14 protein-coding genes are annotated in these 14,899 nt (G+C 67.6%); 6 read left to right on the top strand and 8 right to left on the bottom strand.

What is annotated here, in order from left to right; genetic code table 11:
• Positions 1 to 142: 142 nt before the first annotated feature.
• Positions 143 to 685, bottom strand: a complete 543-nt coding sequence (locus tag QH195_RS30045) for a nuclear transport factor 2 family protein (protein WP_280437859.1) — start codon at positions 683 to 685, stop codon at positions 143 to 145.
• A 180-nt stretch (positions 686 to 865) separates the two neighbouring features.
• On the opposite strand from QH195_RS30045, the gene arc reads away from it, so the two are divergent.
• The 4 genes from arc to QH195_RS30065 all read left to right on the top strand — a co-directional run bounded on the left by arc (position 866) and on the right by QH195_RS30065 (position 5,646).
• Positions 866 to 2,626 carry a proteasome ATPase gene (arc, locus tag QH195_RS30050; protein WP_280424619.1) on the top strand — a complete coding sequence of 587 codons (1,761 nt, stop codon included), beginning with the start codon at positions 866 to 868 and terminating at the stop codon, positions 2,624 to 2,626.
• Positions 2,627 to 2,829: 203 nt separating this feature from the next.
• The gene (locus QH195_RS30055) at positions 2,830 to 4,368 is read left to right on the top strand and encodes a glycosyltransferase family 39 protein (RefSeq protein WP_280437860.1); all 1,539 of its coding nucleotides are present in this window, start codon (positions 2,830 to 2,832) and stop codon (positions 4,366 to 4,368) included.
• A 42-nt stretch (positions 4,369 to 4,410) separates the two neighbouring features.
• On the top strand, positions 4,411 to 4,779 hold the full coding sequence (locus tag QH195_RS30060; RefSeq protein ID WP_280424621.1) for an arsenate reductase family protein: 369 nt from the start codon (positions 4,411 to 4,413) through the stop codon (positions 4,777 to 4,779).
• 189 nt (positions 4,780 to 4,968) lie between these two features.
• The gene (locus tag QH195_RS30065) at positions 4,969 to 5,646 is read left to right on the top strand and encodes a TIGR00266 family protein (protein WP_280424622.1); all 678 of its coding nucleotides are present in this window, start codon (positions 4,969 to 4,971) and stop codon (positions 5,644 to 5,646) included.
• 47 nt (positions 5,647 to 5,693) lie between these two features.
• Here the strand turns inward: QH195_RS30065 and QH195_RS30070 are convergent, their stop codons facing one another.
• The 6 genes from QH195_RS30070 to QH195_RS30095 form a co-directional block, all read right to left on the bottom strand.
• Positions 5,694 to 6,251, bottom strand: a complete 558-nt coding sequence (locus QH195_RS30070; protein WP_280424623.1) for a dihydrofolate reductase family protein — start codon at positions 6,249 to 6,251, stop codon at positions 5,694 to 5,696.
• 1 nt (position 6,252) lies between these two features.
• Entirely contained in the window at positions 6,253 to 7,176 is a 924-nt protein-coding gene (locus tag QH195_RS30075; protein ID WP_280437861.1) for a helix-turn-helix domain-containing protein, read from the bottom strand.
• A 117-nt stretch (positions 7,177 to 7,293) separates the two neighbouring features.
• Positions 7,294 to 8,625 (bottom strand): YhgE/Pip domain-containing protein, encoded by a 1,332-nt coding sequence (locus QH195_RS30080; protein ID WP_280437862.1) that lies wholly within the window; start codon positions 8,623 to 8,625, stop codon positions 7,294 to 7,296.
• 202 nt (positions 8,626 to 8,827) lie between these two features.
• A complete protein-coding gene (locus tag QH195_RS30085) occupies positions 8,828 to 10,417 on the bottom strand; it encodes an FAD-dependent monooxygenase (protein WP_280437863.1) in 1,590 nt (529 codons plus the stop codon).
• A gap of 397 nt (positions 10,418 to 10,814) precedes the next feature.
• Positions 10,815 to 11,423: a TetR/AcrR family transcriptional regulator gene (locus QH195_RS30090; RefSeq protein ID WP_280437864.1), complete on the bottom strand. Its 609-nt coding sequence runs from the start codon at positions 11,421 to 11,423 to the stop codon at positions 10,815 to 10,817.
• 74 nt (positions 11,424 to 11,497) lie between these two features.
• A complete protein-coding gene (locus QH195_RS30095; protein WP_280437865.1) occupies positions 11,498 to 12,682 on the bottom strand; it encodes a DUF418 domain-containing protein in 1,185 nt (394 codons plus the stop codon).
• A gap of 126 nt (positions 12,683 to 12,808) precedes the next feature.
• Between QH195_RS30095 and dop the strand changes: the two genes are divergently transcribed.
• Complete coding sequence (dop, locus tag QH195_RS30100) at positions 12,809 to 14,308, top strand: depupylase/deamidase Dop (RefSeq protein ID WP_280424629.1); 1,500 nt, start codon at positions 12,809 to 12,811, stop codon at positions 14,306 to 14,308.
• 167 nt (positions 14,309 to 14,475) lie between these two features.
• Positions 14,476 to 14,670, top strand: coding sequence for a ubiquitin-like protein Pup (locus QH195_RS30105; protein WP_030521323.1), 195 nt, complete (start codon positions 14,476 to 14,478; stop codon positions 14,668 to 14,670).
• Positions 14,671 to 14,711: 41 nt separating this feature from the next.
• Here QH195_RS30105 and QH195_RS35310 read toward each other — a convergent pair.
• Positions 14,712 to 14,899, bottom strand: a 188-nt coding sequence (locus tag QH195_RS35310) for a hypothetical protein (RefSeq protein WP_432278862.1), incomplete at its 5' end; no start/stop codon positions are given.

Genomic DNA, 14,899 nt, shown 5'->3' on the forward strand with positions numbered 1-14,899 from the left:
GCGGGGGGCGGCGGCGGCCCGGCCCCCCGCCGCGCGCGGCGCGCGGCCCGCGGGGCGGGGGGGGGGGGGGGGGGGCGCCCCCCGCGGGGGGGGGGGGGGGGCCCCCCCCCCCCCCCCCCCCCCCCCCCGGTCGCTCGAGCAGTTACGCCGGTGCGCAGGGAATCTGCGCGAAGCCGAGCAGCAGGCAGGCCCCGTCGTCGGACAGTTTCCAGGCGCCGTCTTCCTCCTGCCAGGTGACCGGCGCCGGCGGTGCGCTGCCGCCCCGCGGGCTGGTGATGGTGGTCTGGCCGGTGGCGGTATCGCCCTCCACAGTGATGTCGGCGACCGTGTACGTGAGCCCGCGGTAGTTCTGCAGGGCGGCGTTGAGCTGTTCCAGCTGGCCGCGCCGGTTCTCGCCGTCGACGATCAGGTTCACCTTCTGGTCCACGGTGACGTCCGGATTTGTGATCTGTTCGAGGACGGACTGTAGGCTCTGCGCGGTGGGTGCGGCCGCGGAATCGCCGTGCTCGTGATCGTCGCCGTGGTCATGCGCCGGCGCACTGGTGGTGGCCGCGACGCTGGAGGTTGCGGCGGCGCCGGTGTCGTCGTCGGATCCGCAAGCGGTCAGTCCCAGCGCCAGTGCGCCGGCCGCGGCCGTCGCCACCGCTACGCGGGACAGCCGGAGGGTCCGTGCGGGAAGGTGCATAGCTGGCAACCTTTCGGCTAGTCGGTGGGGAACCCCACCGATCGAGGGTTAGGGCAGGCTAACATGGTCTGACCAGCATGATGGTCGCGGGCCAGATGTGATCACCACGAAATCATGTCGGACAGCGCAAACGGGTCGCGCCCGGTAGCGTTGATAGACCGGGACTGGGAGGAGCAGCACATGAGCCCCATCGAGAATTCGGATTCGGCGGCCTGGAGAGAACTCGAGGCAGTACGCGCCGAAGCGGCTGCACTCCGGAGGCAACTCGCCGACTCACCGGATCGCTCACGGGAATTGGAAGCCCGTATCGATTCGCTGACCATTCGCAACACCAAGTTGATGGATACCCTGAAGGAAGCGCGGCAGCAACTCGTCGCGTTGCGTGAGGAGGTCGACCGGCTCGGTCAGCCCCCCAGCGGTTACGGGATTCTGATCGGTGTCTACGAGGATCAGACCGTCGACGTGTTCACCTCCGGCCGCAAGATGCGCCTGACTTGCTCGCCGAACATCGATACGTCCACCCTCGCCTACGGCCAGACAGTCCGGCTGAACGAGGCACTGACGGTCGTGGAGGCGGGCACGTTCGATTCCATCGGTGAGATCGGCACCCTGCGCGAAGTCCTCGACGGGGGCCGCCGCGCTCTGGTCGTCGGGCATGCCGACGAGGAGCGGGTGGTCTGGCTGTCCGGTCCGCTGTCCAAACTCGCCGACGCCGACGATCTGGAGGATCCGGATTCCCCGATCCGCAAACTGCGGCCGGGGGATTCCCTGCTGGTCGATACCAAGGCCGGGTTCGCGTTCGAGCGCATCCCCAAGGCCGAGGTCGAGGATCTCGTCCTCGAAGAGGTGCCCGATGTCGGTTACAACGATATCGGTGGCCTCGGCCGGCAGATCGAGCAGATCCGCGATGCCGTGGAGCTGCCGTTCCTGCACAAGGACCTGTTCCGCGAGTACGCGCTGCGCCCGCCCAAGGGTGTCCTGCTCTACGGCCCGCCGGGCTGCGGTAAGACGCTGATCGCCAAGGCGGTGGCCAACTCGCTGGCCAAGAAGATCGCCGAGGCGCGAGGCGAGGATGCCAAGGAGGCGAAGTCCTACTTCCTGAACATCAAGGGTCCCGAACTGCTGAACAAGTTCGTGGGTGAAACCGAGCGCCATATCCGGATCATCTTCCAGCGGGCCCGCGAGAAGGCGTCCGAGGGCACCCCGGTGATCGTGTTCTTCGACGAGATGGACTCGATCTTCCGCACCCGCGGATCCGGTGTCTCCTCCGATGTGGAGACCACCGTGGTGCCGCAGTTGCTCAGCGAGATCGACGGTGTGGAAGGGCTGGAGAACGTCATCGTCATCGGCGCCTCCAACCGCGAGGACATGATCGACCCCGCGATCCTGCGGCCCGGTCGTCTGGACGTGAAGATCAAGATCGAGCGTCCGGACGCCGAATCCGCGCAGGACATCTTCTCGAAGTACCTCACCGAGCATCTGCCGCTGCACGCCGACGATCTGGCGGAGTTCAACGGTGACAAGGTGGCCTGCATCCGCGCGATGATCGAGCGGGTGGTGGACCGGATGTACGCCGAAAGCGAGGACAACCGCTTCCTGGAGGTCACCTACGCCAACGGTGACAAGGAGGTCCTGTACTTCAAGGACTTCAACTCCGGCGCCATGATCCAGAACATCGTGGACCGGTCCAAGAAGTACGCCATCAAAGCGGTTCTGGACACCGGAAATCCGGGTCTGCGGATCCAGCATCTCTACGATTCGATCGTGGACGAGTTCTCGGAGAACGAGGACCTGCCCAACACCACGAATCCCGATGACTGGGCCCGTATCTCGGGTAAGAAGGGTGAGCGGATCGTCTACATCCGCACGCTGGTGACCGGTAAGAACGCCAGCGCCAGCCGCGCGATCGATACCGAATCCAACACCGGCCAGTACCTGTAGAGGCACTGCTGTCAGGGCCGCGCTCCCTCGGGGGCGCGGCCCTGATTCATGGGCGGTCCGATCGCTCCGGTACCTCGGCCGATCGTCCTGCGGGTGGATATCGCCACTCCTGATACACAACCCCGAATCGTCCGGAAGGTGGACGGCAGCGGAGTCGGGCACGGATATGGTCCATTGGCCAGGTTCACCCCTCAGGAGATCCCGTGACCACCATCCGAATCGCAGACCCGCCCCGTCGCGAGACCTCGGCCCTGCCCGCATTCGCCACGGCACCGGTGCTCGGCGTGGCCGCCGTATCGGCGCTCGTTCTGTTGTTCTCGGCGACCCGCTACGGCTATTTCGGCGACGAACTGTACTTCCTGGCGGCCGGGCGGCGATTGTCCTTCGGGTATGCCGACCAGGGACCGGTTCTGCCCCTGCTCGCGTGGACGATGGACAGCCTGGCGCCCGGTTCCCTCGTGGCGTTGCGGCTGCCGGCCATCGTGCTGACCGTCGCCGCGGTGGTGGTGAGTGCGCAGATCGCGCGTGAAATCGGTGGAGGCCGTGCCGCGCAGCTTCTCACCGCCGCGGCCTATGCCACCTCGCCCTTTCTGCTGTTACAAGCGGAGAACCTGTCCACCAACGCCATCGACACCGCCCTGTGGGTGCTGATCACCTGGCTGGTCGTGCGCTGGGTGCGGACCCGCCGCGACGGTCTGTTGCTCGCCGCGGCGGCGGTGACAGCCGTCGATATGCAGGTCAAATGGCTTGTTCCGTTCTTTTGGCTGGCAGTGGTCGTCAGTGTGCTGGTTGTCGGGCCCCGTGATCTGCTCCGGCGCCCGCTGCTGTGGCTCGGCGGTTTCGTCGTTGTGCTCACTTCTGCTCCCGCACTGTGGTGGCAGGCCGAGCACGGATGGCCGCAGCTCGCCCTGACCGCCGCGGTGCGCCGGGAGCAGCAGGCCACCGGCGGTGTGGTGGCGTTCGTTCCCTTGGCGGTGCTCATCGCGGGTGTGCTCGGCGCGGTCCTGCTGTGCTACGGGGTCTGGGCCCTGCTGCGGCAACCGGTCTTGCGGCCGTACCGCTTCCTGGGGCTCACCACGGTGCTGCTGACGGTGTTCTTCCTGGTCACCGGGGGGCGGATCTATTACGTGGCCGGAATGTACGCCGCGATATTCGCCGCGGGCGCGGTGGCGGCGTCGGAGACCCTACGCCGATCGTCGTCGCGGCTGCGCCGCCGCCTGCTCACCGGGTCCGGGGCAGTGCTGACCACGGTATCGGTGCTGGTGGTTCTGGGATCCACGCCGTGGCAGTCCGCAGAAGACATCCCGGCACCGGAGAACGACGCCGAGGCCGCGATGCAGATCAGCCTCTACGGCGAGTTCGGCTGGCCGGAACTGGCCGCCGGCGTCGTCGCGGCCTACGAATCACTGCCCCCTCGGGAACGTGCGCAGTCCGCCGTGATCACCGGCAGCTACTGGCAGGCGGGAGCGCTGGACCAGCTGGCGGGCGACCGGCTACCGCCCGTCTACAGCCCGGCCCGCGGGTTCGGCTACTTCGGTATGCCGCCCGACACCGTCACCACCATGGTCTGCGTGGGCGGGGATACCGACCGGCTGCGGGCGCAGTTCGCCGTGCTCGAGCCGCTGGGCCGCGTCGATACCCGGCTCGGTTTTCTCGACAACACCAGGGACGTGGTGGTGTGGAAATGCGCGGAGCCGCGGGCCACATGGTCGCGTGTATGGCCCGAGTGGATGCATATGTGATCGTCCTTCTCCGCGGCGGTACGCCGCGGTTACGCTCGCGGTATGAGTACTCCGGAAACCGAGATCTGGCACAATCCCCGCTGCACCAAGAGCCGGGCAGCGCTGGCACATCTGGATGCGGCCGGCGCCGCCTATTCGGTCCGCCGGTACCTGGACGATCCGCCCAGCGCCGAGGAGTTACGGGCCGTCCTGGACCGGCTCGGCGCCGAGCCCTGGGAGATCACCCGCACCGGGGAGGACATTGCCGAGGAACTCGGTATGTCCGGCTGGGGGCGGACGGCCGCCGATCGGGAGCGCTGGATCTCCGCACTCGCCGAACACCCCCGGTTGATCCAGCGTCCGATCGTGTTCACGGCCGGTGGGCGTGCGGTCGTGGCCCGCGACGAGGATGCCCTGCGATTGCTGGATTGAGATCCCACCTGTTTGCTGGGGGGTAACACAGATCTGTTCCTGAGCAGGAGTGCGGCCGGAGCCAGAGGTGATCGTCCCCTGAGCGTCCGCCGGATCGTGCGTGGACCTCGGCGTACGCGGTATGTGGCCACTCGGGTGGTCGCGTACCGGATATCGGCCGGTGTCGCACGGTGGCGGTAGTGTCGGCTCATGAAAGTTGAACTGCGGCACAACCCCTCGTCCACCGTGGCGCGTTGTGTGCTGGCGGGCGGGGAACCGGTTCGGGTGGAAAGCGGCGCCATGGTGGCGCATTCGGCCGGAGTGACATTGGAAGCCAAGGCCGAGGGCGGCATCCTGGCCGGGCTCAAACGTTCGATGCTCTCGGGCGAGTCGTTCTTCGTCTCGACTTTCACCGCGCCCGCGAGCGGCGGCTGGGTGGATGTGGCGCCCTCGCTGCCCGGTGACATGCTCGCGCTGCCGATCGCACCGGACCGGCCGTATTTCATCAGCCGAGGCGGCTGGATCGCGCATTCGGCCGGGGTGCGGGTCGAGAGCCAGTGGGGCGGTTTCGCGAATCTCTTCGGCGGCGAGGGCGGCTTCGGCCTCCGCGCGGAGGGGCAGGGGGACGTGGTGGTCGGGGTTTTCGGCGCCATCGACGTCTTCGACCTGGCACCCGGTGAGCAGGTCAGCATCGATACCGGGCATGTGGTGGCCTACGATCTGGCGATGCAGTTCACCATCCGCCGGGCGGTTTCCGGGCGATCCCTGCAATCGCTCAAATCGGGGGAGGGGCTGGTTTTCGATTTCACCGGCCCCGGTCGGGTACTGCTGCAAACCCGCAATCCGCGGGCCTTCGCCTCCTGGACAGCTTCGGTGTCTTCCGGGTAGTGCCGGGCGGCCCCGACGAATCCCCGCCGGTGTGCCCGGCGCTTCGGTCACCGCTGTTCATGTACCACTTCGTAACGTAGGCAGGCGAATTCGCCGTTTGCCGCTACCTCGGACACCCGCAGTTCCAGTTCACGCGGCAGCAGTGGGGCCCCGGCGCCCAGCGTCACCGGGGCAATGGAGACGATGATCTCGTCCAGCAGGCCGTGGTCGGCGAATGTGCCCGCCAGTTCGCCGCCGCCGACGATCCACAGGTTTTTGCCGGCTGCCACAGCGGTCATCTCCTTGTGCAGTTCGGGTATCTCCGCACGGGTGAAACGGATATCGGCATCGGTGCGCCGCGGGAAGTCGCGATGGGTGCACACCCAGGACGGCACTTCGTAGGGCCAGGGCTGTGCGCCCTCGTTGTCGAGTATCCACTGGTAGGTGTTGGCGCCCATGACGATCGCGCCCACTCCGGCCAGGAACGCGGGGAAACCCATGGGCCCGTTTTCGTCGGATTCGCGGGACAGCAGCCAGTCCAGCGAATGATCCGGTGTGGCGATATAACCGTCCAGACCGGTCGCCGTGTTGTAGACGGTGCGTGGAGAGGTATGCGGGGTGGTCAACTCAGTCTCGCTTTCGTAGCCATTCGATCGGATCGCCCCAGCCGACGGTGTCGTCATCCGGGGCGTCCCCCTGTATCCAGTACCGCGCCTGCTGGCGGCGATACGCGGAGTAGGTGAGCACATGGGCGATCACGCTGCCGAGGACGAAGCTCTCCGGCGGGTCGCACAGGGCGTCGATCAGGGTGTCACCCCAGCCGCCGCGCCGATCGATCTCGCGGACCGCGCCCAGCCAGCGCGGTCCCACATCGTCGAGGCGGGCCAGCAGCGCGGGGATATCGTCGCCGCCGTGGTCGGGCGTATCGGCGCCGTCGATCGAGGCCAGCCACAACTCTTTGGTCCTGATCAGATGGTCCAGTACGGCGGCGATCGATTCCTCCGGACCGTCCCACGGCAGCACGGTCGCCGCTCCCACGCGGGGACGCCGATACTGTTCCTCGCTCAGCCCCGTCGCCGCTTTCAGCAGCAGCCGGGTGTCGTCGAGATCGTGATGCAGCAGCAGCGCGGTCGGGTCCATATCGGAACGTCCCTTCGGTTCCCCTTCGACCCACAGCGACATGGGGGGATGGAAATGGATGCCGTTCGCCGCGGGTAGCCATCGGGGTACCCGGCCGGTCGGCGGCGGGGTCGCGCTCGGTGGATGACCGAATGCGCGGGTGAACGCCCGGCTGAACCCCTCCACTGTGTCGTATCCGGCGGCGAAGGCCACCTCGGTCACCGTGGCGCCCGCACCGAGTTGCCAGCAGGCACGTTCCAGGAGTACGCGACGCCGCAGGCTCACCGGTGATTCACCGGTGCCCCGGCTGAACTGCCGGGCGAAATGGAACGGCGAGGAGTAGACATCCGCCGCCATCCGGCCGAGGGTCGTGTTGTCCTCGTCGAGAACGGCATCCAGGAGTTCGCGGAGTCGGTCACGTCGGGTGGTCACGGATAGAGTCTGTCGGGTCGGCTCACCGATCCGCTTGACCGATATTGCGCAGTGTCGCGCGGCAGCCCGCTCAGCGTGGTGACACCGAGCCGCTCAGCGGCTGTGACACCGAGCCGCTCAGCGGCTGCGCCGTTCGAGACCGTTCCGGTCGTAGACGAAGGTGGTGACCGCGCCCAGGACGAGACCTATGGCCAGCCCGGCCAGGCTCATCCAGACTCCGCGCGCCAGTCCGCTGCCGAGGTCGAAGTACAGAATCGCCCGGACACCGAGATAGATCTGGTGCATCGGCTCGAAGGCCGCCAGCCACGCCATGTATCGCGGCGTCGCCTCCAGTGGGATGGTGGCCCCGGCGGAGGGTAGGCCCAGGACGATGAACAGCACCAGATTGATCAGCAGTCCGGCCGAGCCGAACGTCGCCAGGATCGACAGCGCGGTCACCCCGACCGCCACGATCGCCAGGGTGCTGAACAGGAACAGCGCCGGGCCGTGGGTGATCGGCATATCCAGCAGTTTCCCGATGCCGAGGAAGACACCGGAGACAATCGGCGCGGTCACCGCGATCACCCCCCATTTCAGCAACAGCGTGCGCAGCCGCGAGTGCGGCGCGGTGGGATGGTGGACGAACCAAGGACCGTACTCGGCGGGGATGAAACCGAGTGCCGAATCGACCATCGTGTGCACGATCATGGCCCCGGTGAACCCGGCCAGGACCACCAGCAACGTGTAGAAGAAGGCCGACAACCCCTGACCGGTGCCGTCCGGCAGCGGTCGGTAGGGCTCGGTGATCACGTCGATCGGATCGGCCAGCACGATCCGGGCGGCGCCGCTGAGTTCGGTGCCGCCGGCGGGCGCGGAGCCCAGTTCGGCTTCGACGGTCGCGGTGAGTTGCTTACCGACCTCGGCATCGACCTGCGCAAGGGCTTCATCTGTCACGATCCGCAGGATCTGGGTGGCGTAGGTGCCGGTGCGGGGATTGGTGATCACCGTGATCACGGGTCGGTCGATATCCCCGGGGACCACCGAGCCGGCGCCGAGTATGGACAAGCGCTTCGACAGATCACTGGGCAGCACGATCGCGCCGTAGACCTCGCCGTTGCCGAGCAGTCGCTGGGCCTCCGCGATACCGGTCACCCGCAGATCGATCTTGTCCGCCGGGACCTGCTCGGTGAGCGCGCCGGTGATCTGGTCACCGATATTGACCGGTGTGCCGTCTCGGATTTCGCCGTCGTCCTGGTTCACCAGCGCGATCGGGAACTCGTGCAGGTTTTTCTCCGGGTCGATCACATACCCCAGATACATGGTCGACAGCAGCGCCATCAGCGCGGTGATCACCAGAACGGGACCCAGCCATGCCCGCAACGCGGTACGGCGCCGGGTCGGGCCGGTACTCGCCCGCGCCGCGCCGGTGGTGCCGGTATCGGATTCGCCTGCGGTGCCGTTCGGCTGCATCCCGTACTCCCTCCGGATCAGGGCGACCGTCCGCGGGATATGCGGCCCGGCCGGTGTCCGATCAGGATCATCGTGGCAGCCGGACGGCAAGTACAGCCGGAACGCCGCAGTGTGTCGGACAACTCGGCAGCCGCCCCGCGTGCGCGAATTCACCTCGGCGGGCCGAATGCGAGCCGCGCCACCCGGTGAAGGGGCAGCGTTGTCAACCGATGCCCGCGGGCGCCGGCTGCGTCGGGCCGAGCCAGCGTTCGAGGGCCGCCCGCAGGCCTGCGTCGGTGGAATCGTCTGTTGCCCAGGCGATATAGCCGTCGGGCCGGATCAGCAGGGCGGTCGCGCCGGTATCGGAACCGGTGGCAGTGACGACCTCGAGGCCGTCGCGGTCGCCCGTAGTCCCGGCTACTCCGGCCCCGAGATCCAGCAGCAGCGGGCGGGCGTTGTGCAGCAGATCGGCGACCCGCTGTGTGCCGTCGGCGGTCTCCAGGACGAGATCGGGCACCAGGCGCCCCGCGAGCGGGTGAGTGCCGCCCACGTCGTAGCGCACATCGGAACCGGCGAGCAGATGCGCGATATGTCCGGCGACCTGGGGGATTCCGAGCAGCTCGGCGAACAGTTCGCGTAGCGCGGTCACTTCCGGGCCGGGCGCCAGCAACGCGGTCTGCGAGAGGCTGTGCAGGATGACACGTTCGGCGACCGGCCGCCGTTCGCTCTCGTAGGTGTCGAGCAACCCCTGCGGTGCCGTCCCGCGCAGGTGCGCGGCCAGTTTCCAGCCCAGATTGACGGCATCCTGCAAACCCAGGTTGAGCCCGGGGCCGCCGGTGGCCGAATGGACATGGGCCGCGTCCCCGAGCAGCAGCACTCGGCCTTTCCGGTAGTGATCGGCCAGGCGGGTGTTCTGGTCGACGATGCGCCGCAGCGCGTGTGGTCCCGGCCCCGACGGCGGCTGCATCGGCAGATCCGCGCCGAGGACGCGGCGAACGCTGTCCCGCAACTCGTCGAAGGTCATCGGCGTACCCGGCGCGACCGGCTCGGCGTTGTACTCATGCACGCTCACCAGCGGTTTACCGGGGATCAATTCGGCGAAGACGAACATACCGCCGCTTTCGAGCCTGTTGTGCCCGAAATGGAAGTACCCGGCGCCGGGGATCTCGAGCCCCCCGTCGCCGGTACGGAGTTCGGCCGGGATCTCGGCGTGGCCGAGCCGGCCGATATGGCTGCCGGCGGTGACCCCGGAGAAACCGATCCCGAGCTTCTTGCGGACCGGGCTGCGACCCCCGTCCGCCGCGACCATGATCCGGGCGGTGGTCCGGTAACTACCGCCGGAGCGGGTTATCGTCGCGGTGATCGCCTCGTCCGATTCGGTGAAATCGTCGAGGCCGTGCCCCCAGCGGATATCGGCACCGAGTTCACGGGCGCGGTCGGCCAGCAGCCGTACCAGAACCGGCTGCGGAACGGGCAGGCCGTAGAGCGGATTGTCCGGTACCTGCGCGAGTTCCAGCGCCATTCCGGCGAAGATATAGCGCGGTGCGGGCTCTGGAGTGCCGGGCTCCGCGGGAAAGCCGAGACGCGCGAGTTCCGCCGCGAAACCCGGATACAGCCCGCGCATATCGAGTAGCCGCACCACCTGGCCGACGAGCCCATTGGCCTTGGGTTCATCGCTCGGTCCGGGCAGCGGGTCGAGAACGACCGGGCGGATCCCGCCGAGGGCGAGTTCACAGGCCAGCATGAGCCCGTTCGGCCCGGCGCCGGCGATGAGCACGTCGTGCTCGGTTTCGTGGATTCGGTTGTCGGACATGGGCGGACTTCCTTGTCGGTTCGGGTTTCGGCCGCTCGGTGTGAGCGCCGAATTGCGGGCAGCCGGGGACGACCCACAGCCCGTAGGCGAGGTGGGTGAGTGCAGGTGAGTGGGGTGTGTGGTGGTGCGGGCGGCGGACGGGTGGGCGCTGCCGACTACGGCGGACGGACCCACTTCAGCTGGTAGAGGTCCGGTCGCAGAGCCCGGCGGCGCGTTGTCCCGCGGAGGGGGAGCCGAGTGAAGGTGGGTGGGACGGCCGGCGGTCAGGTCGTGACCGGTGTGGGCGGGGCCGGAACGCAATCGGTATCGAGCGCGACCGGGCGGCGTCGAGGCCGGTCGCCTCAGAGCTGTGTGCAGATCGGTGGGTGCGGTACCGGCGCGGTTGGCACCGGGACGGTCAGTCGGCCGGTGCCGGGAGTCCGTGGGACAGTTCCGCCAGGACTTCGCGCAGGATGGTCGTGACCGGGGTCGGGGGGTCGGAATGGGAGTAGGTGTCGAGCGCGACGAGGTAGGCGGCATTGACGACGGCCGCGACCAGTTTCGGGTACAGGTCGGTGGGTTCGGTACCCGTGCGCCGGGCGATCGCGACTATCAGCTCGTCGCCGAGCGCTTTGGCCGTGGCGGCCTGCATATCGGGTGCGGCCCGAAGTTTCCGGGTTTCGGCGAGCATCGCGGGTGTGGGCGGACCCCCGGCCCCGTCCTCGCGCAGGGGTTCGACGAGCGCCTCGGTGAGCGCGGTCCACAACGGCTCGCCGGCCGGGCGGGTGAGCAGTAAGGCGGCGCTGCGACGCAGACGTTCGATGTGCCGGTAGGCCAGCGCTTCGAACTTTCCGGCGAAATAGTTGTTGAAGGTGCGGACGGACACCCCGGCGCGTTCGGCGATGTCCTCCCGGACCACGTTGTCGATGCCGCGCTCGAACATCAGCTCCAGCGCCGCATCGCTGAGCGCCTTGCGGGTATCGCGCTTCTTTCGTTCCCGCAGGCCGGGGTCGGGTTTGGTGGCCATGAATCCAGCTTCCCATAAATTTGCCCACCGGGCAATATTGCCTGGCGGGAAAATTTATAGGGGAGGGTATTCGGCTATGCCCCGGCGATACGCCGATAACTGGCATGCCAGAGCCATTCCACCGGCCCGCGCTCGAACCGGCGCAACCAGAAGTGGGCGAACAGCGCGATCACCAGGACCACCACGAGGTAGGTGGCGACGGTGAACGGAACCCGGGCGTCCGGCGCGAACCGCGCGGCCAACCCGAAGCCCCAGCCGTAACAGATGATCGCGGCCACCAGGTTCTGCAGGATGTAGCAGCTGAGCGCGGCGCGGCCGATCTCCGACAACCGCCGGCCGGCGAACCCGGTCGCCGGCCGGTGTACGTAGAACTCGGCGACCAGGGCAAGTAGCGCCAGGGAGACCAGCGGTGCGATCGCGTACCGGGCCACCAGCACCCAGTCACCGCCGCCGAACACTCCGAGCAACAGGTCGGCGGGCGCGGCGATACCGAATCCGAGTATCAACAGCCGGCGGCGCAACCAGGCCCCGCCCGAGGCGAATACGCCCGCGTGGAACAGCCGGGCACCGACGAGGAACAACGCGATCGACAGCGGCAGGATCAGTATCGGCTCGACCCGGAACAGGCCGGCATTCTCGATCCGGAACAACACCAGATCCCAGAACGACCCGTCGGCGTAGGGGTTGGGGGACAGCGGTTCGGCGTCGGCACCGTCCGTGGACCCGGCCACGGTGAGGCTGAGCGCGTACAGCGCGATCAACGTGAGATGCAGGCACAACATGCCGATCAACCATCGCCCTTGCGCCCGGGGACTGCGGGCGAGCAGGAACGCGACGATCAGGGCGGTTACGGCGTACCCCATCAGCACGTCGAACTCCGCGATCAGCAGGAAGTTGAGCAGACCGTCGAGGAACAGCAACGCCGCCCGCCACGGATACCCACCCGGCCAGCCCCGGCCGGCCCGCTGTGCCGAGGCCTGCTGGATGGCCAGGCCGATCCCGAACATCACCGTGAGCAGCCCCAGGAACTTTCCCTGGGCGAGCTGCTGGAGCACTTTCTCCGCCCACATCCAGCCGTCCTCCGGGGCCGTGACGAGCCGGTTCAGGTAGCCGATCATGCCCTCCGGGTCGGTGAGGATCCAGATATTCGTGCCGAGGGTGCCGAGGATGGCGATTCCGCGCAGTACATCGAGGGCCACCAGCCGGGTGGGGCGCGGCGATGACCCGGTCGGCGCGGAATCGGCTGCGGTACTGGTCATATCCCGAGCATGGGCGCCTCGAGCCGGTCCGGCATCCGCCGTAAGTACGACTCGGGGGATGATTCACCGGAGCGGGCCGGGCGCCGATCGCCTGTCGATCGCGAATCGTCGCCTACGCTCGATAGCATGCAGCGCATCATCGGTATCGAGGTCGAATACGGGATTTCCACACCGACCGAACCGTCGGCCAACCCGATCCTCACCTCTACCCAGGCGGTATTGGCGTACGCCGCGGCCGAGGGGGTGCCCCGCGCCAAGCGCACCCGGTGGGACTACGAGGTGGAATCACCGCTGCGCGACGCCCGCGGTTTCGATCTGAGCCGGATGAACGGCCCGGCGCCGGTGATCGATGCCGACGAGGTCGGCGCGGCGAATATGATCCTGACCAACGGCGCCCGGCTCTACGTCGACCACGCCCACCCCGAATACTCCGCGCCCGAGGTCACCGACCCGATGGACGCGGTGATCTGGGACAAGGCCGGGGAGCGGGTGATGGAGGCCGCCGCCCGGCACGCCTCCAGCGTGCCCGGCGCCCCGCGGATGCAGTTGTACAAGAACAACGTCGACGGTAAAGGTGCCTCCTACGGCACCCACGAGAACTATCTGATGAGCCGGGAAACCCCGTTCAACGCGGTTATTCTCGGGCTCACCCCGTTCTTCGTCTCGCGTCAGGTGATCTGCGGATCCGGACGGGTCGGCCTGGGGCAATCCGGTGACAACGCGGGCTTCCAGCTATCGCAGCGGTCGGACTACATCGAGGTCGAGGTCGGCCTGGAGACCACTCTCAAACGGGGCATCATCAACACCCGCGACGAACCGCATGCCGACGCCGACAAATACCGCCGGCTGCACGTCATCATCGGCGACGCGAATCTGGCCGAGATGTCGACGTACCTGAAGGTCGGCACCACCGCACTGGTGCTCGACCTCATCGAATCAGGCGCGGATCTCTCCGAGATGCAGCTGGCGCGCCCGGTCACCGCCGTGCACACGATCAGCCACGACCCCACGCTGCGGGCCAAGGTCGCGCTGGCCGACGGCCGTGAACTGACCGGACTGGCCATCCAGCGGCTCTACCACGAACGTGTCGCCAAATTCGTCGAGGAACAGGGCAACGACGACCCGCGCGTGCGCGATATCCTCGACAACTGGTCGATGATTCTGGACAAGCTCGAACGCGATCCGATGGAATGCGCCGACCTGCTCGACTGGCCGGCCAAACTGCGCCTGCTGGAGGGTATGCGCAGCCGGGAGGGCCTGGGCTGGGCCGCTCCCAAACTGCATCTGATGGATCTGCAGTACTCCGATGTCCGCCTCGACAAGGGTCTGTACAACCGGCTCGTGGCCCGCGGCTCGATGAAGCGGCTGGTCACCGAGCAGCAGGTGCTGGACGCCATGACCAAGCCGCCCACCGATACCCGGGCCTACTTCCGCGGTGAATGCCTGCGTCGTTTCGGTGCCGATATCGCGGCCGCGAGCTGGGACTCGGTGATCTTCGACCTGGGCGGTGATTCGCTCGTGCGGATACCGACCCTCGAACCCCGGCGTGGGACGAAAGCGCATGTGGGCGACCTGCTCGACGGCGTCGATACGGCCGCTGACCTGGTGCAGAAGCTCACCGCCTGACCGCCGGGCCGGGCCGGTGCGGTGGGTCTCCCGATCAGAGGTGGGGTGTAATCCGACTACGTGTCGGCCCGGCTGGGTAGTGTTGAAGAACGAGCACACCAGGCTGCTCACGATTCGTCCGGTGCGTACGAGCACCGGTCGGTGGAAAACAGAGGAGGTCGGCTGCGATGGCACAAGAGCAGACCAAACGCGCCGGGGGCGGCGACGATGACGAAGGCGTCGACGGCGTAGACGCCGCCGGTCAGGAGCGGCGCGAGAAGCTGGCGGAGGACACCGACGACCTGCTCGACGAGATCGACGATGTGCTCGAAGAAAACGCCGAAGACTTCGTTCGTGCCTACGTGCAGAAAGGTGGCCAGTGACCGCAGGTGACCCCTTGCGTCTCCATCTGGGGTACGCCCTGTCATCCTTTTCCGAACATTTGCGCCAGAACGCGCCGGATCTGTTGCCCAGCAACAGATTCGATACGCTGGGCCAGCCCACCGCCGCCGGGAATCCCGGCGGCGGTGCCGCGGGAGATATCGCACCGCACGGTACGGCCGTGGTCGCGGTGTCCTAACGCGGCGGTGTGGTGATCGCCGGTGACCGGCG

Source organism: Nocardia carnea (assembly GCF_029868855.1).
GTDB lineage: Bacteria > Actinomycetota > Actinomycetes > Mycobacteriales > Mycobacteriaceae > Nocardia > Nocardia carnea_A.